Origin of the sequence: Thermogemmatispora aurantia (assembly GCF_008974285.1) — a bacterium.
Classification (GTDB): Bacteria; Chloroflexota; Ktedonobacteria; order Ktedonobacterales; family Ktedonobacteraceae; genus Thermogemmatispora; species Thermogemmatispora aurantia.
The window spans coordinates 91,616-113,711 of sequence record NZ_BKZV01000010.1 but is presented as its reverse complement, the minus strand read 5'-3'; the positions used below and the strand labels follow the sequence as shown (position 1 = coordinate 113,711).

Sequence of the window (22,096 nt, the reverse complement as noted above, 5' to 3'; positions counted from 1 at the left end):
CGACTAAAGAAGCAACATCGCGTCGCCAAAGCTGTAGAAGCGGTAGCGCTGGCGAATGGCCTCTTGATAGGCTTTCTCGATCAGCGCCTTGCCTGCGAAGGCACTGACCAGGAGGATCAGCGTCGAGCGCGGCAAGTGGAAATTAGTGATCAGGGCATCGACCACCTTGAAGCGATAGCCAGGGGTAATAAAGAGGTTAGTGTGACCATGATAGGCACGCACCTGACCGTTGAAGAGGCTGGCTACACTCTCCAACACGCGTACCGAGGTTGTGCCCACAGCGACTACGCGCCCGCCAGCCCGCCGCGTCTCATTGACCAGTGCAGCCGTGGTCTCGTCGATGTCGATTTCCTCGCTGTGCATCTTGTGATCGCGCACATCCTCGACATCGACCGGGCGGAAGGTATCGAGGCCAACGTGGAGGGTCACAAAGCCCACACGCACCCCCTGGGCACGCAGACGATCGAGCAGTTCCGGCGTGAAGTGCAGTCCAGCCGTGGGGGCCGCCGCCGAGCCAGCGATCCGCGCGTAGACGGTCTGATAACGCTCAGGATTGGCTAACGGCTCACGAATGTAGGGCGGTAAGGGCATGCGCCCAATCTCCTCGATCACCTGTGCAACTGCCGGCGGCCTGGTCTGAGCCTGGTTGTGAACGGCCAGATACTCGGGCGTCAGCGCAAAACGAATGAAACGTCCGCCTGCTTCGGTACGCCCCAGAATCTCTCCCCACAAGCGTGCCGGTAGACCCGCTTCCCGATCCTCACCAAAGAGAATGCGCGCGCCTTCGCGCAGACGCCGACCAGGACGAACCAGCGCTTCCCAGACGTCTGCTCCAAGATCGGCCCGATGGGCCAGAAGCAGGACTTCGACCGCTCCTCCAGTACCCTCTCGCTTGCCAAGCAGCCTGGCGGGAATAACGCGGCTCTGGTTAGCGATCAGCAGGTCACCCGCGCGCAGATAGTCGCCGATGTCGCGAAAGTGGCGGTGCTCTAAGGCTCCCGTGGCGCGATGCACCACCAGTAAGCGCGAAGCATCGCGCGGCTCGATCGGCTGCTGAGCGATCAGTTCGGGCGGCAGCTCGTAGTCATAATCGCTGATCCGGTAGGAAAGTCCTTCTTGCCCCTGAGATCCCTGGACCGGCAGCTGCTGCCTCTGAAACTCTGATGGATTGTCTTGCATCGTCCATCAATCCTTTTTCTATCTTTATCTCTCTAAATTTTAATATCAAGGAAGAGCACTTTTCGATGCCGCACTGTAGCAAACCGGACAGCATAAAGAGCACATCCCCTCATAGCTCTCAGAACCGTGATGTATGATAGCATGTCCATGTTACAGAGGAAAGCCGGGCTATGACAAGGGTATGAGGCGGGCAACCAGGACGCGAGAGCAGATCGGATAGAACAACCTGTCCAAAAGGACAGTTTTTGGCTCTCCAACTTGGCGATATGTCGGTATGAGGAATGTCCTTTCTCTCAGAGTTGTTTTATGTAAAGAGAATATGAAGAGAGTGTCTCGCTACCACAGCGCCCCATAGTCTATGGAACCGGCCCAAATATATCTTCTGTGGATGCGAGCGCCTTATCATACACCCTCTTTTTTGAGACGATCTACACTATCGCAGATGAGCAGCGCAGATAGCACTTCAGTGCTTCTATCTAAATCATATACATAGACTCCAATTTTTGTATCTATTGGGAGTGAGTGGAACAGGAAGGATAATGCAGCAACAAGATCCCCAACTGTCAGAACTGCGCCTATTCCAGGAGGAGAAGACGAGCCAGCCTTGCGAGCAGGTAGAGCGCAACGGTCACAGCCATAAGCAGGAGCGGCGGACAGGAGAGACAGTTACCCTCCCTGTGATTGAGCCGCGCCTACCGCGTGCTGCAGCTCACAGTGAGCAGCAGGGGGGCCGGTCGGCAACGGTCATTGAGACCAACAAATGGCTCGTTTTTGGCATTCTTGCCATTGGTGTCTTCATGGCCACCCTTGACGGCTCGATCGTCAATATCAGCCTGCCTGCTATAGCGAATTATTTTCATGTGCCGCTCAATGGGGCAGTTGAGTGGGTGACTATCGCCTACCTTGTGACCACGGCCTCTATGTTGCTAACAGCTGGGCGGCTGGCCGATATGGTGGGGCAAAAGCCTGTTTGGCTGCTGGGGCTGGTCATTTTCACCTTTGGCTCGGCCATCTGTGGGGCGGCACCCTCGCTGCTCTTTCTCGTCATTGCCCGTGGCTTCCAGGGTATTGGCGGCGCCTTGATGATGGCCATCTCGCCGGCCATGTTGACCAGCGCCTTTCCTCCCTCCGAGCGGGGGAGAGCTTTGGGCCTCAACGCCATTAACGTGGCCCTTGGCGTCAGCGTTGGCCCAACGGTAGGCGGCCTGATCACCACCTCTCTCTCCTGGCGCTGGATCTTCTACGTCAATGTCCCAGTTGGCATCATTGGCCTCCTCGCCACCTGGTTCCTGCTCAAGGAGCGCCATGCTCAGCGTCAGGGGCGGTTCGATCCATTGGGAGCGCTGACCCTGGGTCTGGGCCTGGCCGGCATTACCCTTGCTCTTTCCTTTGGGCAGGAGCTGGGATGGTTCTCGCCGTTCGTCATGGTCAGCTTACTGGGTGGTCTGGCGGCACTGATCGCGCTCTACTTTATTGAGCAGCGCGTGGCTTACCCGGTCATTGACTTTTCGCTGCTGCGGCGACGCGTCTTCCTTTCGGCCAACATCAGTCTGATTCTCTGCTTCATGTCGCTCTTCGCGGTCAGCTTCCTGATGCCGTTCTACCTGGAGCAGCTGCACGGCTTCCCGACGGAGGTCGCTGGCCTCTTACTTACGCCCCTGCCTATCACGCTCGCCTGTGTAGCGCCGCTCAGCGGCAGCCTGGCGGACCGCATTGGCTCGCGCTGGCTGGCGGCCACCGGGCTGGCGATCTCGTGTCTGGGATTGATTTTGCTGGGCCAGCTGAATGCTCACAGCTCTATCTGGGATATCATCTGGCGCCTGGTGGTCACAGGGATGGGCCAGGCGATCTTCCAATCGCCCAACAGCAGCGCGTTGATGGGCGATGCTCCGCGTGAGCAGCAGGGCAGCGCTTCAGGCTTCCTGGCCACGGGCCGCACGATGGGCCAGAGCATCAGCGTGGCCCTCGCCGGTGCGGTCTTTACCAGTCTGGGCGGCGCCGACGCTGGTCTCCAGCTTGTAATGTTGCGCGCCCACGGCGCCCTCTCTGCGGCCAGGGCCGGCGCGCTTGAACAGACCTTCAGCCATGCTTTCCAGAGCGCCTTTCTGGTTTGCGCTCTGATCGCCGCCATCGGCGTAGGGACTTCGCTGGTGCGCGGCAAGGAGGAGCGGCGCAGACATCAGGCTGGGCTGACTGAGCTAAGTCACTAGGTCGCAGCCTGCCGTTGCTCCCCTGATCTCAGTCTCAGTCAGGCAGAGGCTCTCACTCCTGGTGCTCTTCCGCCTGGCCGGCATCCCGGTTCCGCTAGCACCGGTCTCCGAGACCTCTGCAAGCCGGGAGAGTGAGTGAGAGCCTCTCTTTTTCCTGCTTTTTTTGCTGCTATGATTACAGGAGGATCATTCTCACAAAGGAAAGTTGGAATACGTTTATGACCCTTGGACAGGCCATTCTGCTCTTCCTTGCCGCGGTGCTCGGCGGCATGCTGAACTCGGTTGCCGGTGGAGGCAGCTTCATCGGCTTTCCAGCACTGATATTTACCGGTGTACCGTCTATCAATGCCAACGCGACCAACACAGTCGCGCTCTGGCCCGGTGTGGTGGCCAGTGCTGGGGCCTATCGCCATGAGCTGGCCCGGCAGCCACGGGCATTGATGCTAGTGCTGGGCGGCACCAGCCTCATTGGCGGCATCCTGGGCGCATTGTTGTTGCTGCGCACACCTCAGCAGACCTTCACTTTGCTGATTCCGCCTTTGCTCCTGATCGCTACGGTCCTCTTCGCCGTTAGCCCACGGCTGACAGCCCTCTTGCGCAAGCGACGCGCAGCAGCGGCTCTCTCAGCGGCTACCGCCAGCATGACTGCGACTGAGGAGAGTACGCTCTCCTCAGCAGCCCCGACGGCGAGAACCCTGGCCTGGAGCGTCGAGAAGCTCTCCCCTCTCAAGTTGGTCAGCGTCTCTTTTTTTCAACTGCTGATCGCTACCTATGGGGGCTACTTCGGCGGCGGGATTGGCATCCTGATGCTGGCTACGCTGGGCATGATGGGTATGGAAAATATCCATGAGATGAATGGCCTCAAGACCCTGCTGGCGGGTCTGATCAACGGGGTGGCAGTGATTACCTTTGCGCTGGCCGGCGCGGTCTTTTGGCCCCAGGCCCTGCTGATGGTGGTGGGAGCCGTGATCGGCGGCTACGGCGGCGCCTACTACGCGCGCAAAATCGACCAGCGCTGGGTACGCCTCTTTGTGACGCTGGTCGGCGTGACCATGACGCTCTACTTCTTTATCAATATCTATGTCTTGGGACACAGCGGTAAATAACCGCAAATAACCGCTGCTGAGCCGAGGCCGCCCGTGCACTGAAGAGGCGAGCGGTCCCAAACAGAAGTGGAACTTTTAGGACGAAGGCGCCGTCCTTCGGATGGAGTCATCCATCGACGAAGGAGGTGTCCAGATGTCGATCATATACCGCCTCTGGAAGGGACCGCTTGCGGCTTTGTTGTTGCTGCTCCTGACCTTGCTGCAGACCGCACCAGTGCTGGCCTGCGGGGGACTGGTGGCCCCCAACGGCAGTGTGCGCTTGCAGCGCGCCACCACTCTGGTCGCCTGGCATGCAGGCATCGAGTATTACCTGACGAGTTTTACCTACCAGGGGGACGCCAGCCGCCTCGGTTGGATCGTGCCGCTGCCAACCGCTCCGTTGCGTATTCAGGAGGGGGGCGCCTGGACGCTGCAGCGTCTGAATCTGGAGGTTCAGCGGCGTCTGCTCCTACGCGGAGGGCAGCCAGTGCAGTTCGACACAGCCAGCGTTCAGGTAGTGCAGCGCGTGCAGATTGGCGCCCTCAATATCACGGTGGTCAAGGGGAGCGGTGCGGCTGTGCTCGACTGGGCCACCCAGCATGGCTTCCTGCTCGACGAGGAAACGCGGGCCCATCTGCTGGTCTACGGTCAGGCCAGCCCTTTTTTTATGGCTGTGCAGTTTGACTCGGCACAGGCCCATCAGCGCGGCCTGACGCAGGGAGACGGCACGCCGCTGTTGATTACGATGCGCTTACCTCAGCTCTGGGTACCGCTGGAGGTGCTGGCGATCGGCACTGATACCGTGAATGCCGATCTGTTCTTGCTGACTGATCAGCCCCTCTATACCAGCGACTGGGCCTATCATTTGGGACTATCACCGGTGGGCGGCCAGGTGCCCGGCGCTCCGGGCCTGGAGATCCGTCTCCAGGAGCCACTAAGCGAGACCCTTTATCACGATCTGGTGAGAGATCGCAATATGGGCTGGGTCTGGCCAGGAAGCTGGCTTACTTATCTCAGTTTGACAGCGCCGGCCCCCCAGGTCACTTATGATTTGCAGGTCAGCCCACAGCCAGGGCTGATGCATGCTGTCACCTTTGGCACGCCTCCCCAGCAACCGCTGCAGCTCTCAGGCTTCTACCTGCCAGAATGGGTACCCGCTCTGCCCCAGGGCACTTTGCCCATTCTCTTAGAGGTGGCTGTGCTCTTGCTGTTCATCTCTGGCTTGCTATTCTGGCACTACCGCAGCCGCGGCAGCTGGATCAAAAAGGTTTCCGCCTCCTGGTCTCACAGGTGACTTCCCTTGCTCAGGCCGGGCAAGCGCCGGCATAACACCGGGATTCATGCCGGCGCTTACTCCGGGCCTTCCCTTCTTCCCCATCTGGCCGACTCGCTCATTGCTTGCCCCTGCCTGGCATTCTCCTCAGCCGCTCCATCCGGGAATTGCATTTTTTATCGAGGTGCAAATCGATATTACTGCCTGCTTCTTAGCAGGCAAGCCGTAAATCCAGCGGGGATTACAATTTTAATGGCAAGGCTCTTTGCAGATCACTTGTACACAAGAAATCTGATCGAAGTTAGGAAATATGTCTAAAATTCCCATCCGATGCCTTGAAAAATAGGTCGCTAAAAACGTACAACAATAAAGAAGCACTTGCAGTCGTCTCACGTCCTGAGCGACCAGCGAGGACCCTTGCTGGCCGCTCGGGAAACCGGCGAGGACCCAGTGAAGCAGCGAAGAGAGCAGCAAGGAGGTTGCAGAGCAGCACTGCACGGCAGCCAGTTCACGAATGGGACGAGGCAAGAGAGGAGACTGTCACGGAACACCAGAGAGGATCTAGATAAAGCTCAGGAGGAGCACAAAATATCGTAGGGAGTGTTTGTGTCTATGAACATCTGGCATTGGTTGAAGCAGTTGTGGCGAGGAAGAGCTAAAAAACGCGGGCAGCTGAGAGTGGCGCCTCTGCAGGCGGCTGCCGGGGTTGACGTAGCAGGGCAAGGGTTGGAGCAGGCTCATCCACAGCAGGTTTTGCGGGCTGGAAGGGACAAAGAGACAGTTACCTGCACTTCGTTTGGATCAACAGTCATCGGGATATTGGATAGTGCAGGAGACCTGGCCAGAACAGCGGTCGACGGCTGGCCAGGCTACTCAGTACATCATCCGGGTCGTGGAGGCAAGGAGCAGGCCCGCAGGCAGGAGGCCACAGGTCAGATGGAGCCGGTGGGAGTTGGTAGTGTCCTCGTCCAGCGACAGGCCCTGGAGCAGCATCCGACTGTTCGGCTTCCTCAGCCTCCCCTGGTGACAGCCCTCACCAGGCGCTATCTCATGGATACAGACTATCTCCTGCCAAAAGATCTCATCGAGGCCAATCGACTCGATTTCCAGCATTTCTACCTCAAGCATGTCCTTAAAAGTAACTACCTGGCGCCACTCGACAAGGAGCGAGTGCGGTCCATCCTCGACGTCGGCTGCGGTACTGGGCGCTGGGTCATCGAGATGGCGCGGGCTTTCCCCCAGGCGCGCGTCTATGGCATCGATCTGGAATGGTCGACGCCGTCGCAGAAACTCCCCCCAAATGTGAGCTTTTTACAAGGCGACGTACTCCAGGGTCTGCCCTTCTCCGAGCACACTTTTGACTATGTCCATCAGCGTCTGCTCGCTATGGGTATTCCAGCTAAGAGATGGCCGTTCCTGTTGCAAGAGCTGCAGCGAGTAACAGCGCCAGGCGGCTGGATTGAGCTGTTCGAGGGAGGGGATACCTTTGTGAACGCCGGTCCCGCTCTCAGACTGTTCATAGAGTGGTATCGCCAGGCCAGCAAGCGGGCTGGTTATGATCCGGCCATCGCGGATCGTCTTGGCAACCTTTTCCAGGGTCTTGGGCTGCACCATGTTCGCCTGGAAACGTTGAGTGTGCCGGTCGGCCCCTGGGGTCGTCACGAGGGTGTGATGCTGCAGAAGAACCTGATGGCCACCTTTCCAGGTCTTTTTCCTCTCTTGCAGCAACAACTTAACATTGAGGAAGGGCAATTTAATACTGTACTGAGAGAAATTAATAGAGAAATAGAAATATTACAAATAGAGTATCAGTATTATGTAGTTTATGGACAGAAATGACAGCTCCTTTTTCTTGACCTTTCACGCCTGGGCCATGCGTTGCTTGCCTCTGGTGTCGCAGCCTGCTGGGGAGCGGCCTCGTGATGCGGCTGCTGCGCGGAGGGAGTTGTCAAGCGAAAAACAGGCTGCTCGATGTCGCTCAGCGTTGGGCCAGGGAAGGCCCAGCTACTGTCACTGGTGTCAGGCTCGCTGCATTACTGTTCCCGTCCTGATGCAGTTGATTTTGCCAGACCAGCGAGTGACCTCGCCCACGCTTCCTTTTCCAACTGTCACCGAGCAGCCTGAGATAGAGGCGACCCACCGAGGGGAAGCTGGAGCCAAGCAGGTTTTTCCTGCTAGCCCAGGTCGCCCTCGCGGGCATTTTCCTCGTCGCTTGTAGACTCTCTTCGCCTCCCTGCTGGGAGTCCCAAAGCTGGCTCTTTTTGGGCAGGGACGGGCCTCACCTGGCTCTCACCCTGCGGTGGCGAGTCAGAGTTTGCTGCCGTCTGACGTGAGGCACAGCGCGGACAAACCAGCCGCGGCAGTTTCTCTTTCAGCCAGACCGGCGGTGCGGTTGCGGCAAACACCCCTGAACCCCTCCTTGCTGCCTGCCAGTCTCAGGCTATGTCAGGCTTGTCATGGATGTGGACAGGGCAAGCTCCAGCACTGGAGTGACCTTGCCCCTATGAAGAGGACACGCGCCACCACTGGCAAGCTGACAGATTTCTACAAAAGTACCGTCCCTTCTGTCCCATCCCCAGAGGTCGGCGGGCGTGGCATTCAGTGCTGCTCACTGTGAATCTCGACCGGTCGTGGCTCCGGCGGCAGCTCCTGCTGGCGGAAGTAGGGCATCACTTCGCGGGCCATCATCTCCTGGTGCTTGAGCACCAGGTAATCGGGCATGCCGTCAGTGCAGCCGCCGGTGACCAGCATGCCAGCATGCAGCACCTCGGTGTAGTAGCTGAGCTTCTCAATGACCGTCGCCGGGCTGCCGGCTATGACCACGCCCTGCTCAACCAGTTCCTTGAAGGTGGTGTTGCCGAAGCCAAAACTGGCGCGATTCTCAATGGCCGCCCGAATGCTGCGCAGGCTCATGTAGCCCGGCGGCATGAAGAACTCAGTCGGAACTTTCATGGCCTTCTGAAAGAGCCACATCATGTAGCGCTCTCCCTCTTTCATGGCCAGATCATCGGTCTCGGCGATGGCGATGGGTACGCAAAAAGCCAGTTGTTCAGGCTGGGCCTCGTAACCATACTTCTCCTCAGCCAGGCGGCGATACAGTTCATAGGCCCGCTTGCGCTGTTCCATCGGCATGAAAACGGTCATGTAGGGATAGCGATGGGCAGCGGCGAAGTCGATGGTTTCCAGGCTGGCGGTGCCCGGCATCCAGATCGGCGGATGCGGCTTCTGCAAAGGTCGCGGCCAGATGTTGACGTAGCGATAGTTGTAGTGCTCTCCCTCGAAGCTGAAGGGACCGGGCCGCGTCCAGGCCTGGATAATGAGGTCGTGGGCCTCGTTCATGCGTTCGCGGCTCAGCGTCGGATTGATATTATAGCTGAAGTATTCCATGCCGGTGCCACGTACAAAGCCGGAGATGATGCGTCCGCCGCTGATGACATCGAGCATGGCGATCTCCTCCGCGACGCGCAGAGGATCGTCGTGGAGCGGCAGGGCGTTGCCGATGATGCCGATCCTGGCCCGTTTGACGCGCTGGGTGAGGACGGCGGCCATGATGTTGGGCGAGGGCATGGTCCCGTAGGCGTTCTGATGGTGCTCGTTGACGCAGACGCTGTCCCAGCCCAGTTTGTCGGCGCGCTCCAGCTCGTCGAAGTAGCGGTTATAGAGGGCGTGACCCTTCTCGGGGTCGTAAATGCTGTTGGGTAGCGTCACCCAGGCCGAGTCGTATTTTTCATCGAAGTCGGGCGGCAGATCGGGCCAGGGCATGAGATGGAAGTAGTGAAAAGTCAGTCGAGGGCGGCTCATGAGGACTTCACCTCCTGCGGCTGCGACGGCTGAAGAAAGGCGGAGACGTGGGCAACCCATTGCTCACAGACTTCAAACATGGGCATATGGCCGGTCCCTTCTAGCATGACGAGCTGCGCACCGGGAATAAGGCGCTGCCACTCCTGGCCATAGGCAGGTGGAATAAGGCGATCGCGCGCTCCCCACACGATCAGTGTGGGACAGCTCAGCTGCTGGAGACGCCGCGCCAGCTTCGGATCGTAGTGCGGGTTCCAGGCCAGGGCGGCCAGGGTGGTTCGCTCGGCATAGAGGCGGACAAAGTAGTCGGTGTTGATCTCGCGCGGGATCAACGGTGCGGCGGCCATGAGATTCTCAAAGCAGGTCTCTAGCAGTCGCTGAGGACTGAGAGCGAAAATGTCAGCCATCGGGACCCCTTTGACCCGTAAGCCCGCAGCGTTGGAGAGGACGAGCCGGCTGACACGCTCGGGGTACCAGACAGCGATTTCGGCAGCCATCCAGCCCCCAAGCGAGTGCCCGACCAGGGCGGCACGCTCAAGACCCAAGGCCGCCATGAGATCACGGAAGTACAGCACGTAATCGCTCATATCGTGCATCCAGTCTGGCCGCTCGCTGAGGCCAAAACCTGGGATATCAGGAGCAAAGAGGTGGAATTGCTGGGCCAGGAGACGGTGGTGGTCGAGCCAGAGATTGCCAAGATGGGTGCCGTGCAGGTAGAGCAGCGGCGGGGCTGTGGGAGGACCGGCTTCGAAGAGATGGGTGGCTATCCCTTGCACTTCAATGGTGCGTTCAATCCGGTCGCCAGCGCGATCGGCTTCGGTCATCGCTGACACTCCTTTCTCTCCAGATGTAGAGCAAGAGCATGACTTCGCTCAAACGCAGGTGAATGTCTGGCCATCCGTCGACCCTGGCGGCTCCTCTCTTCCTGCTCTCGATAGAAGATAGAAAGAGCAACGTCTGGTGATTGTCCGTTTGCCTCACGACGACCAGGAGCAGTAGAGGGAACACAGACAAGACACCGCTCACGGAGAGAAGGATAACACACGAGACGGTCCCCTGCCGCCCATCGGAACATGAAGTCCGGGAGAGAAAGGATAAACGATCAGAGCTTAGCGGAAATAGATCTGTAGCGCAGGGTCCTTGTAGGTGCCTTTCCTCCGTCCTTCCGGCCCATAGACCACAATCCTCCCTTTTTCTTCCAGCAGGCTCAAGCTCGACTTATACTTGAAAAATGCGGTATCGGCAATAACAAATTCCTCGATATCATCAACAGTAACTCTTTTTCCTCTAAAATGATAGTAAATCTCTTTAGCCAGAATCGCTGGATCATCGTTATGAAGCAAGAATTCTTGTCCCATTCCTGTACAGTCGGAGAAGACAAAGTTTCCCGTTGGGTCAACCTGCCACATCGCTCGTTTCATCTCTTTCATGCCTCGACGATGCTTTGTGGCAAAGAAGAGAAAATAATCAGTTGTATTTTTACTATTGCGCATACAGAATGAGCGCACGTAGCGAGCGCCAGCGACAGTTAAGAGCTGCTGGCGATAGAGGTCGTGCAGACGCCGCTGCCGTGTCTGGATATCGGGGGCATCAAGGGTGATTGTCTGCCATGCGGTGGTACCGAAGAGGGAGTCATAATGCTGCTGCTTGGTCCTGTAATCAGCTTCCAGAAAACGATTGATTTCCTCATGCATGAAGGTGATCAAGACCTCACAGCGTAGGAAGCGGGCTGTGCTGTAGCTGAGCACGGAGCCGATAGCTGATGTGGCAGGCGCAGGGCATGCTGCTGATCACCCCGGCTTTGAGGAACTGCAGGGCCTCCCGTGGGTCCGCCTTGCAGGGAGTGGTTTGCACCTGCCCCAGTCCGTAGCGCTCCAAGAGCAGCCGCACCCACTGGTAGAGCCGTTGCTGCCGCGCCGCCGACGGGCGATATTTGTGCGCCACCACCTCCGGCTCCAGCTCAGCGAGCAAGGGCGCCACCTGTTCCTCGGGCAAGCTCGACTTGAGCAGCCGTGGCATCTGCGGCGAGAAGCGCAGAATGTCCACGGTTATCCGTTTGAGCCGCGGCCCCAGGATGTCGCGGATCTGGACAAACAGCTCGTGATAGGCCGCGCGGTAACCCGCCACGGGAATGATTGGCCCCAGCCGGATCGTATGATCGAAGGCGCCATGATCAATAGCCCAGGCCAGGCCGCCCAGGCGCTCCTCCGGAAGGGCCCCGCCCGGCTCAAACTGCGCCGAGATGGCTGCCGGGTTCAGGCTGATGGCCACGAGGGCCAGCCGGCCATCGAGCTGCAGGTAGGGCTCGTAGACCCCCTTGGTTAGGAAGAAGGAGACGATTCCACGCGCACTGGAGAGATCCAGAATGGTCTGCACCAGCGAGCCGCGCCCCTGCTCATCGACGAACCAGGGATCTTCCTCGACAGGGCCGCCCAGTTCCGCCCAGTTGACCACACTGCCCCGCGGCAGACGGTCCAGCTCAGGGATGACGTCTTCCAGGTTGAGCGCCACACTCTTGAGACCCATCCCCTGCAGGCCGCGCAGGTAGCAGAAGCTGCATTCGACCGGGCAGACGCCCTGCGCGTAGTTGCCCCGCAGGAAGCCGCGAATCGGTTCGGCCTCCCGCTCCTCCTCGCGGGAGCGGGTGCCAGCGATCCAGATCTGGCGGCCCCGACGGTAGGCCACAATCGGCGTCCAGGCCCCACAGGTCGTGCCAGCCCCGCCGACAAAGGGGGCAATGAACTGCGGGGTGCCGGCCCCGCCGCGCCGAATGAGCAGGAGGAGACGAGCCTTGCGCCGCGCTTCATCCTCGGCGGGCCAGAGCTGCCGATGTAGCGTCAGCGCCTCGCGTGCCACCTCGCTCCGACTGCCGAGGCGCCGCAGATGGACCGCCGCCACCAGGGGCGCCAGGCGCTCCGCGGCGCCCCTCGCCTGCTCTTCTTCCTGCCGGCTGTGGGCGTGCAGCAGCAGGTGAGCGGGACGCGCCGGCGCCAGCCGGCGGCGATTCGCGAGCAGGCGAGTCGCCCGCTCGCCCGCCACACCACTGGCCACGGCAGCATCCAGGACCACCAGATCAATCTCCGCCAACCGTCGGAGCATCGACGGCTCCCCCAGCATTCTCTCTTTTCCACAAGTGATATGCTGCGTCATCATAGAGTGCTCTCCTTGTGGTAGCGCCCCTGGCCGCCCCCATCCCTCCCTGCCCCTCCAGAGCCTGCGCCTCTTCCGTGGCCGATCGTACAAGTTGACAATAAATCGAATATTTGTTCAAGATCGTCTTAATTATACCCGAGCACGAGGACGAAGTCGAGAGAGCAGAGACAACGGGCTAGAAAAACACCAGCGAGCACCCATCTGGCCCCCTGAACGCCCCCAGTTTCATCCCGGTTTCCATCTTGACAGACAGCCGCTCCATATGGTATCTAATCAATAAGTCAACGCAACCGGTTGCGTAGACAAAGCAACCGGGGAGAAGCAGTCAGGGCAGCGGATCGCAGCGCAGCGACCGGCCAGACGAGCGATGAAGAGACTGCGGTCAGGGGGTCTCTGATGACCACACAGGAGCAGCACATGGCAAGCGCCGGCCCGAACGAGCCGCAACAGTCAGGGGAGCAGCTCAGGCAGATGCTTCCCGAGCTGAACTCTGCGCGGCCCACGATTGCGGAGATTGCCCGGCGGGCGGGCGTCAACAAATCTACGGTCTCGCGCGCCCTGCGTGATGATCCCTCGATTCCGCAGGCCACACGCCAGCGCATCCAGGACCTGGCCGCGCAGCTCAACTACGTGCCCAACGCCAGCGCGCGCCACCTTAACCACGCGCGCACTGACACCATCGCCCTGGTCTCGCGTGCCCTGAACCTCGACACCGGTGCTGGTAGCGCCGACCCCTTTCTGGTCGAGCTGCTCGCCGGCATTGCAGATGAGGCTGCCAGTCATCACTTCGACGTTCTCCTGGTGCGAGCTGAAGAGGGGGAGCGCGAACTAGGTGTCTATCAGCGCATTCTTGGTGGACGGCACGCTGACGGCGTGATTCTTACTGACCTGCGCCCGAACGACCATCGCCTCGCCTATCTGTGTCGTCACCGCTATCCCCACGTCCTTTTCGGTCGCTCCGCTGAAGATCTGGCTGAGGCCCGGCTCTATCCTTATCCCTGGGCCGAAGTCGACAACCGCAGTGGGGCCAGAATCGGCACCGAGCATCTTATCGGTTTAGGTCATCGGCGCATCGCCTTCATCGGCGGAGGCGATACCTATCACTGGGAGCGCGATCGACGTGCCGGTTATCGCGAGGCCCTGGCGCGCGCTAATCTGCCCTACGACCCACGTCTGTGTATTCCAAGCGGCATCTCCCAGAAAGACGGCTACCTTCTCACGCAACAACTACTCTCCTGGGAAGAGCCACCAACAGCCATCTTTGCCATTAGCGATGTGCTCGCCGTCGGTGTAATGCGGGCCGCCCTTGATGCCGGAGTCCAGGTCGGACCCGCCTTCTCAGTGATTGGCTTTGACGGTCTCGGGCTTGGCTCGTACTTAACCCCCCCGCTCACAACCCTACGCCAGCCCATCAATGAGGTAGGGCGCATCCTGGTGCAGCTACTGTGCGCCGTCCTGCGCGGTACCCCGCCGGAAGAGCCACACGTCTTTCTACAACCAGAGCTGATAGTGCGCGCCTCGACGCGCGGTTACTAATCAATAATAGCCGCAACGCTAGAGCACAGCTGTCTTCCTTGCGTCTGGAAGCCAGAGCAGCCAGACCAGTATTGCCGAAGAGGAGAAAGGAACCGTGTACGAAGAGCAGCAAGATGGTCCAGCTCTGCAAACGCATCCCGACGGGAAGCGTTACTATGCCCTCAGCGGCAGGCGCCTCTATACCATCGCCACCTTAGAGGGTCGCTTTCCCGACGTGGGCTGGCACCAGCCAGGCGAGATGGGTGGTTTGTGGGCCCCGCCGATCAAACTACTCGACGGCTACTGGTTTGCGCTGCGCATGCCTGGAAGCGAGGAAGCGCTCTGGCTCACCGCGCCCGAGCGCTGGCAATGGAGCGCTGCAGGCGTAACCTTCAGCTATACACTCCCGGCGCTAAGCCTCGCCATCGAGCGACGCGAATGGATTGTGCCCGATGAAAGTGCCCTGGTCATCCAATTGACCTTGAGGGCACTACCTGGTTCAGATCATCCGAGCCAGCACCAGGCCCGGCCCCTAGAGGCCAGGGCCAGCAAGGCGGAGCCACACCAGAGAGAGGCAGCGGTCAGCGAAGTGCTCTGTGGTCTGGTGGTACGCAGCGATTTGCATGGCGCCTGGATGGCCGAGGAACGCCTCGGCTGGCACGACGGGGAAGACCTGGCCGAGTATGATGAGAAGCTGGCCGCCGTCGTGCTGCGCGACGCGCTCCACCCCACGTGGACGGCCTGCGTGGGAGCCACAGTCGCTCCCGTTGCCTGGCAGGTAGGCAACTCCATCTGGGGGCCGGAGCGCACCGGCGGACGCGGCACCGGCGCTGCGCTCTGGTATCGCTGCCAGATCTCCTCCGCCGGTGCCGCGCAGCTCAGCTTTCTCATCACCGGCCCCGCGCGCACCGCGGGGTCGGCTGCCGACCTCTTCGCCCGCCTGACGCGTGGGGGACACGTTTTAGGCGGCCTGACGCCTGTGCTCGTCGAAGCTCAGCACCGCGCCCAGGCTGAGTCTCGCTCCCCCTTCGAGCACTGCGTTCTTTCCTCGCCCGATCTGGCCTTCAATGAGGTCTTCGCCTGGTCTAAGGCCAATACCGCCCGCCTCCTGCTGGAGGTGCCAGGCATCGGCGCCGGTCTGATGGCCGGTCTGCCTGATTTCCCCTGGTGGTTTGGCTGCGATACGGCCTATGGAGTGCTGCCACTGCTCCCCATCGGGCAGACCGAGGCTGCCGTGCTTAGCCTGCGCACCCTGGCCGCCTTCGGTGAACGCTGCGACCCTCACGGCGCCGTGCCTCATGAAGTGCTCCCTTATGGCCAGCTCTGGGCGAGCGGCAACCTGGTGGAGCTGCCGCTCTTCGTGCGCGCACTCTACCATACCTACTGCTGGACTGGGGACCAGGGCCTGCTGAGAGAGCTGTTCCCCTTCTGTCTGCAGGCCCTGCGCGCCTGGCCGCTGGCCGACTGCGACCGGCGCGCTACCCTGGTCCCCCACGGCAAAAGCATCGTAGAGACGCCGGAGATGGCCAGCGAGGAGGTGCAGGCGCTGGATGTGGCCGCCTACCTGGCCGAGGCTCTGGATTGCCTCGCTATCCTGGCCACTGAACTGGACGACCCCGGGCTGGCCACCGACCTGCGCCAGCGCGCCGCGCAGACTCGCGCCCATGTGCGCGACGCCTGGTGGGTGCCACACGAGGGCCTCTTCGGCGATCTCTACGCCTCCCCCCACAGTCTGCGCCGGCAGCAGATCCTGTTGCAGACCCGCGCCAAGGAGGCTTCCCGCACGTCAGAGGAGGGTGAGGCCCAGGCCCTTCAGGAAGCGGCAGCCGCTCTGGAAGAGGCTCTCCAGAAACAGCGCGCCTCCTCCGATTCCAGCCGCGCCCAGGCCGAGGAGGCTCCTCGCCCCTGGCTGCTGTACCACATGGTCCAGGCGCTGGCTCTAGACGCCGGCCTGCCCTCGCTGACTCAGGCCAGCTCGCTGCTGGCGCGTCTGGCAACGCCCGAGTGGCAGGAGGCCTGCGGGCTGGTCCTCAATGCCCGGCGCAACCGAGCGGTCATGACCTTACCTTCAGGCGCCCTGGCAGTCGGCGCGGCTCGCTACGGTCACGCTGATCAGGCCCTGACCTGGATGCAGCGCATGAGTACCGCCTTCGGCCTGGCCTCACCTGGTACGCTGAGCGAGTACGCTCCCGACGGGGGCTGCTTCTTGCAGCTCTGGTCAAGTTACGGCATCGTCTGGCCCGTCGTACACTATTTCTTCGGTCTCCGCCCCGAGGTGGCCAAACGCCGTCTACTCTGTATCCCCCAGCCCCCCAGCAGCTGGCCCCGGGCCGCCCTGCGCCGCATCCCCCTGGCTTCAGCCTCTCTCGATGTCGAGCTGACCGTAGGACAGGATAGCTTGCAGGTGCAGCTCACGATTAGCGAACCGGACTGGGAGCTGCTGCCCGGCCTGGCACTGCTTCCCAACCAGCGTATCCGCGAGGCTCGTCTGAATGGCAGACCGGTAACACTCCACCCGGTCCAGCTCACCGGGTTCGAGGAGCGCACCATCTGGCTCGCTCCCGCCTTGCAGCAGACCACTGCCTATGAGCTGCTGGTGCGCTGGTCCCCTTCCGCCATCACGGCTGGTCCATAGGAGGTGAGCCTGAGCTAGTCTGTGACTCAATTACTCGTTGTTTCTAATCAATTATCTTTACTCGACCTTTCTTGCAATGATGCAAGAATTACAAGAGGAGTAACGACGGCACTCTTACTTGACTTGTCGCTCTGTCCATATCCAGTCCCGTCAGATGCAGCCGGGGCAGGCCGTGGCATGGCTGGCAGGCGCTCACCCAGCCCCCTGCGCCCACGGAACCGCGCCGCCCACGCTGGTCTGACAGAGGGATCGGTAGAGTAGCCGATGAGAGCAAACAAAGGAGTTCAATCATGTCAGGTATGGCAAGAAAAAGGAGCCTCTGGAGTATTTTGATGACCCTCACCCTCGTGGCTCTCCTTACCGCCTGCGGTGGCAGTAGCAGTAGTGGAGGCACGACCAGTGGGGCCAGCCCCAGCGCTACGGGGCCGAAAAACGCTCTTGTGCGCTGCCCGAGCAATACCAATACCACCGCGGCCAGCCCTGAGACTGGTCAGATCCATCTGGTGGTCGCTGGCTGGGCCTCCACGCCGGCGGAGGACGCCCTTGTCAAGCAGGGTCTGCAGAATTTTGAGAAGCTGCATCCCAACGTGACCGTGACCTGGACGCCCATCCCTGGCGACTACGCCACCAAGATGCGCGCCAACGTTGCCAGCGGCAACGTGCCTGATGTCTTCTATCTACAGCCGCCGATGGCCCAGGAGTATATCCCCGCCGGCAAGCTGCTCAATCTCAGCCCCTATATGGCGCGCGACCATGTCTCGCCTTCGACCTACTATCCGTCGCTGATGCAGGACTTCGACTGCGCCGACGGCACGGTCTTTGGCATCCCCAAGGACTGGAACTCGCTTGGCCTGTTCTATAACAAGACGCTCTTCCAGCAGGCCGGTCTTGGTGATCCCTCCAACTGGACCTGGGATGACCTGAAGAATGCCGCCCAGAAGCTGACGAAGCGCGGCAGCAGCCCGGCCAATAGCGTCTATGGTATCGCCCTGCCCGCCGATGCCTCGCGCTGGGGAGCCTTCCTCTTCGCCAACGGCGGTCAGATGGTCTCTGCTGACGGAAAGCAAGCCCTCTTTAATAGTCAGGCCGGCATCCAGGCGGCGGAGTTCTACACCTCCTTCGAGCTGAACCATACCGGTGTCATGCCCGGCGACGTTGGTGCCAGTTGGGACGGCGATGCCTTCGGCAAGCAGCAGGTGGCGATGACGTTGGAAGGCGGCTGGATGATCCCCTTCCTGGCCCAAAACTATCCCAAAGTCCAGTACGGCATCGCGCCGCTTCCTATCGGACCGAGCGGCAAGCGGGGCAACCTGCTCTACACCAACGCCTGGGCCGCCTACTCTGGCACCAAGTACCCTGGCATGGCCTGGGAGCTGATCAAGTATATGACCGGCGCCGAGTATCAGACGCAGGTGCTGCATGACGGTTTCGCCCTCCCAACCCTGACCTCGCTGGCCAACGACTCCTACTTCCAGCAGAATCCAGGGGTCAAGGTGCTGCAGGATGGGGCTGCCTATGGTCAGCCTGACTTCTACGGCGTGGCCGATACCGAGATCCACAACGATGTGAGCAACGCCCTGCAGTCCATCATGCTCGGCAAGCAGTCGGCTACCGACGCCCTCAATGCGGCAGCCCAGAAGGTCAATACCTGGATACAGCAAAACGTCGCACCCTAGCCCTGGCCGCTCGCGCCTGCACCCGAGCGCGAGCGCTCTGATCCTGTAGAGAAACAGGAGAGCGGGGACAGCCAGGGAGGGTCGGTCAGACGAGAGCCACCTCGCTCTCGCTCTGGCCACACCCTGGTCCTGCGCTCTCCTGGCTCCTGCTTGAGAGCCACGTTCATTTATCTGGTCTGCAAGATAAAGGAGCCTTGACTATGCAACTGGCAGCAAGCAAAGCTCGTCCGGGCGGTCCTCCCGAGACGCGTCGCGGTCTGCCTTTCAAGATCAATCGGCGCAAGCTGACAGAGACCCTGACAGCCTACACCTTCCTGGCCCCCTACCTCTTTGTACTGATCGTCTTCACGCTGATCGCCGTCGTGACGGCGCTCACCCTGAGCTTCTTCTACGTCGACTTTGGCTTTACCACACCGATCTTCTACGGCTTTCGCAATTACCTGAATATCTGGTACGACCTGACTCACGATGGCGACTTCGCTGTCGGTCTACGCAACAGCGTTGAGTACACGATTGGCGTCGTGACTCTTCAGACGATTCTGGCGCTCTTCCTGGCCCTCCTGCTCAATCAGAAGGTGCGCGGGCGGGGCTTCTTTCGTACGATCTTCTACCTGCCGGCCATGACCTCCTCGGTGGCCATTTCGCTGATCTTCTACTGGCTCTACCAGCCCCAGGGAGGGATCAACTATGTGCTCTCGCTGCTGCATATCCAGGGGCCGGCCTGGCTGGAGAATCCCTCGACCGCCCTGCCAGCCATTATGCTGCTCAACATCTGGACCACAGCCCCGACTTTCATGTTGATGTATCTGGCCGCCCTGCAGGATATTCCTCCAACACTCTACGAGGCCGCCCGCGTCGATGGGGCCAATAGCTGGCAGATGCTTTGGAAGATCACCGTGCCTCTGCTGCGTCCAACCACTTTCGCCGTGGTGGCGCTTGGCTCCATCGGAGCCTTCCAGATATTCGACCAGGCCTTCGTCATGGAGGGCGCCAACGGGAGCCCGCTGCGCTCAACTCTGACGGCAGCGATGGTCATTTACGACACGGCCTTCCAGAAATCGCTGATGGGCCTGGCCTGCGCTCAAGCCTTTGTACTCTTCATCATCATCTTTGCAGTGACACTGCTTCAGAAGCGCTACATCGACGTCAACATCCAATACTAATGGGCAGTGTCCAGATTGTCAGGCAAGCATGCACATAGGCAGGTAGAGATGTGAAAAGATGCAGAACGATTCTGGTCTGTTTGTCAAGCAAGAGAGAGGAGTACGAGCTATGAGCACAATTGGAGGCGTAGCCCGAGTGGAAAAGGTGCAGCTGCCGTCAGTTGCCGTCTCTATGCGGCGTCGGCCCCCACTGCCATTGTCGCTGAGTCGTGTATTGCTCTATGTTGTGCTGGTCGGTTATGGGCTATTCTCACTGGCCCCTTTCCTGTTCGCCTTTTCATCTTCATTCAAGACCTACGCACAGGTGCTCTCGTGGCCACCGAGCCTTTTGCCTAACCCGGCCACCCTTGACAACTACCGCTTCATTCTGAGTGGGGCCCAGCTCTTCCCGCGCTATATTCTTAACTCGATCATCTACGCCGGCGCTGTGACGGTCCTCAATGTGTTGCTGGCCTCAATGGCTGGCTATGCCTTTGGACGCATGGAATTTCCCGGGAAAAACTTCTTTTACTTGCTGACGCTGGCGGTCCTGATGATCCCCTCACAGCTCATTCTGATCCCGAAGTTTCTGGTGGCCTATACGTTGCACTTGACCGATAACTATGGCGGATTGATTGTGCCAGCGATGGTCACGCCCACTTCGGTCTTCCTGATGACGCAGTTTCTCAAGACGCTGCCACGCGAGCTAGAGGAGGCGGCCCTGATCGACGGCTGTTCTCGTTTTCGCGCCTTCTGGCAGATCATCTTCCCCCTGGTCCGACCAGCAGTCACAGTGGTCGCGCTCTTATCGTTCCAGGGGGCCTGGAATGAGTTCCTCTGGCCACTGATCGTAATGTCCCACCAGGAGAACTACACGTTGACAGTGGGCCTGGCCTTCTTCAAAGGCAACTATGTGACCCAGTACAATCTGGTGCTGGCGGGCGCGATGATCTCGATTGCCCCGCTGGTGATCATTTTCTTCATTTTCCAGCGCTACTTTATCCAGGGTCTATCTACGTCGGGCCTGGCCGGCAGATAGAGGCCTGGCTGGCACGACAAAACGATATTCGTAGAGCATTTGTGGTGAAGTTTATGCATGAGTCGGAACAGACTGCTCTTCTCGTCCGCTGGCTAGAGCGAGGACGTGCCTGGTTGGATGAGTTACAGACGCCCACCGGCCTGCACGCAAGCAGCGCGGCTGATCACTACCATGCCCTGTTTGGACGTGATACACTCTGGTCGGTGTTGCTGGTGCTAGAGGCCGCGCGGCTGCGTCCGACCGATCGGGCGCTGGCCTCTTGGGTTGGAGAGTTCGCCGCTCGTGGTCTGCGGGCGCTGGCAGCCACACAGGGCACGAGCGAGCGTGACGAGAATGAGGAGCAGCCGGGCAAGATCATTCACGAGTACTGGCCAGAACCGCGCCGCTGGCCCGAGGGTGAATGGCCATTGTGGGAGGGCCGCTACTATGGCTCAGTGGACGCCACCTACCTCTTTCTGATCGCCGCTGCGACGGTCTGGCAGCAGGTTGAGGGCGGGCGGCAACTGGTCGAGCAGCTCTGGCCCCATGTCCTGGCAGCACTCGATTGGGCCTTGAAGTACGGCGATGTCGACGATGACGGACTGATTGAGGTAATGCCGCGCCAGCCTCGCGGCCTGGGACTGCGCAATCAGGTCTGGAAGGACAGTAATGACGCTTTGCTGCTCGAAGATGGCGCTCCCCCCAAGCCACCAGTGGCCTGGATCGAGCTGCAGGGCTACGCCCTGGCTGCTTTCCGCGAGATGCGCCCCCTGCTCCAGGCCGCAGGAGCTGAGGCCACTCTCCTGCGCGAGTTAGAGGAGCGCGTAGAGCGCCTGCGCAAGGGCCTACCGCGCTTCTGGCTGCCCACGGAGCACTGTCCTGCTATGGCCCTCTCTCCAGAGAAGCAAGCCATTCCCCTGGTGGCCTCCAATATGGGGCATCTGCTCTGGTGCGCGGCTCTGGAGGAACCCTACGCCTCCCAGACGGCAGAGCGCCTGCTCCAGCCCGACCTGCTCACCCCCTGGGGCATCCGCACGCTCTCACGCACCTCGTACGCTTTCGATCCGTACTCCTACCACCGCGGCACTGTCTGGCCATTCGATAATGCCATCATCGCTTCCGCTCTCTGGCGCATGGGCCGCCATAGCCAGGCCCTCATCATCAGCCGGCGTCTGCTGGAGGCTCTGGCCCTCTTCGATTCGCCGGTGGAACTCTACTGCGTTCTGCCTCCGGAATGGATTCTGACCCCCACTACGGGCGGAGCCGAGGTGCTGGCGGTCTATACGCGCGCCTGCAAGGTCCAGGCCTGGACCGCCGCTGCTCTGATGCTGGCCGCCGCCCAATTGCTGGCTGAGGCCGGCTGATGAGCAGATGGCCGCTAGGCAGCCCCGTCAGCCTACAGACAGAGACAT

General features: G+C 60.4%; 15 protein-coding genes. 10 read left to right on the top strand and 5 right to left on the bottom strand.

What is annotated here, in order from left to right; genetic code table 11:
• Positions 1 to 3 precede the first annotated feature (3 nt).
• Entirely contained in the window at positions 4 to 1,179 is a 1,176-nt protein-coding gene (gene queA / locus KTAU_RS21080) for a tRNA preQ1(34) S-adenosylmethionine ribosyltransferase-isomerase QueA (RefSeq protein ID WP_151730211.1), read from the bottom strand.
• Positions 1,180 to 1,718: 539 nt separating this feature from the next.
• On the opposite strand from queA, the gene KTAU_RS21075 reads away from it, so the two are divergent.
• The 4 genes from KTAU_RS21075 (at position 1,719) to KTAU_RS21060 (ending at position 7,586) form a co-directional block, all read left to right on the top strand.
• Positions 1,719 to 3,389, top strand: a complete 1,671-nt coding sequence (locus tag KTAU_RS21075; protein ID WP_151730210.1) for an MFS transporter — start codon at positions 1,719 to 1,721, stop codon at positions 3,387 to 3,389.
• A gap of 218 nt (positions 3,390 to 3,607) precedes the next feature.
• Positions 3,608 to 4,495 carry a sulfite exporter TauE/SafE family protein gene (locus KTAU_RS21070; protein ID WP_151730209.1) on the top strand — a complete coding sequence of 296 codons (888 nt, stop codon included), beginning with the start codon at positions 3,608 to 3,610 and terminating at the stop codon, positions 4,493 to 4,495.
• Between the two features lie 133 nt (positions 4,496 to 4,628).
• Positions 4,629 to 5,768 carry a DUF2330 domain-containing protein gene (locus tag KTAU_RS21065; protein WP_170293480.1) on the top strand — a complete coding sequence of 380 codons (1,140 nt, stop codon included), beginning with the start codon at positions 4,629 to 4,631 and terminating at the stop codon, positions 5,766 to 5,768.
• A 915-nt stretch (positions 5,769 to 6,683) separates the two neighbouring features.
• Positions 6,684 to 7,586: a class I SAM-dependent methyltransferase gene (locus KTAU_RS21060; protein ID WP_170293479.1), complete on the top strand. Its 903-nt coding sequence runs from the start codon at positions 6,684 to 6,686 to the stop codon at positions 7,584 to 7,586.
• Between the two features lie 759 nt (positions 7,587 to 8,345).
• Here KTAU_RS21060 and KTAU_RS21055 read toward each other — a convergent pair.
• The 4 genes from KTAU_RS21055 to KTAU_RS21040 form a co-directional block, all read right to left on the bottom strand.
• Positions 8,346 to 9,548, bottom strand: a complete 1,203-nt coding sequence (locus KTAU_RS21055) for an LLM class flavin-dependent oxidoreductase (RefSeq protein ID WP_170293478.1) — start codon at positions 9,546 to 9,548, stop codon at positions 8,346 to 8,348.
• Positions 9,545 to 10,369, bottom strand: coding sequence for an alpha/beta fold hydrolase (locus KTAU_RS21050; protein ID WP_151730205.1), 825 nt, complete (start codon positions 10,367 to 10,369; stop codon positions 9,545 to 9,547). Before KTAU_RS21050 ends, KTAU_RS21055 begins: the two co-directional genes overlap by 4 nt.
• A gap of 285 nt (positions 10,370 to 10,654) precedes the next feature.
• Entirely contained in the window at positions 10,655 to 11,239 is a 585-nt protein-coding gene (gene tcmP / locus KTAU_RS21045) for a three-Cys-motif partner protein TcmP (protein ID WP_151730204.1), read from the bottom strand.
• A gap of 16 nt (positions 11,240 to 11,255) precedes the next feature.
• A complete protein-coding gene (locus KTAU_RS21040) occupies positions 11,256 to 12,698 on the bottom strand; it encodes a radical SAM family protein (protein ID WP_151730203.1) in 1,443 nt (480 codons plus the stop codon).
• A 396-nt stretch (positions 12,699 to 13,094) separates the two neighbouring features.
• Here KTAU_RS21040 and KTAU_RS21035 point away from each other — a divergent pair, with 396 nt between their 5' ends.
• The 6 genes from KTAU_RS21035 to KTAU_RS21010 all read left to right on the top strand — a co-directional run bounded on the left by KTAU_RS21035 (position 13,095) and on the right by KTAU_RS21010 (position 22,048).
• Positions 13,095 to 14,234, top strand: a complete 1,140-nt coding sequence (locus KTAU_RS21035) for a LacI family DNA-binding transcriptional regulator (protein ID WP_151730202.1) — start codon at positions 13,095 to 13,097, stop codon at positions 14,232 to 14,234.
• Between the two features lie 94 nt (positions 14,235 to 14,328).
• Positions 14,329 to 16,848, top strand: coding sequence for a glucosidase family protein (locus KTAU_RS21030; RefSeq protein WP_151730201.1), 2,520 nt, complete (start codon positions 14,329 to 14,331; stop codon positions 16,846 to 16,848).
• 332 nt (positions 16,849 to 17,180) lie between these two features.
• Positions 17,181 to 18,524: an ABC transporter substrate-binding protein gene (locus tag KTAU_RS21025; protein WP_228026579.1), complete on the top strand. Its 1,344-nt coding sequence runs from the start codon at positions 17,181 to 17,183 to the stop codon at positions 18,522 to 18,524.
• A 200-nt stretch (positions 18,525 to 18,724) separates the two neighbouring features.
• Positions 18,725 to 19,687, top strand: a complete 963-nt coding sequence (locus KTAU_RS21020) for a carbohydrate ABC transporter permease (protein WP_151730200.1) — start codon at positions 18,725 to 18,727, stop codon at positions 19,685 to 19,687.
• A 109-nt stretch (positions 19,688 to 19,796) separates the two neighbouring features.
• Complete coding sequence (locus tag KTAU_RS21015) at positions 19,797 to 20,705, top strand: carbohydrate ABC transporter permease (protein ID WP_170293477.1); 909 nt, start codon at positions 19,797 to 19,799, stop codon at positions 20,703 to 20,705.
• Positions 20,706 to 20,758: 53 nt separating this feature from the next.
• Complete coding sequence (locus KTAU_RS21010; RefSeq protein WP_151730198.1) at positions 20,759 to 22,048, top strand: amylo-alpha-1,6-glucosidase; 1,290 nt, start codon at positions 20,759 to 20,761, stop codon at positions 22,046 to 22,048.
• Positions 22,049 to 22,096: the final 48 nt, after the last annotated feature.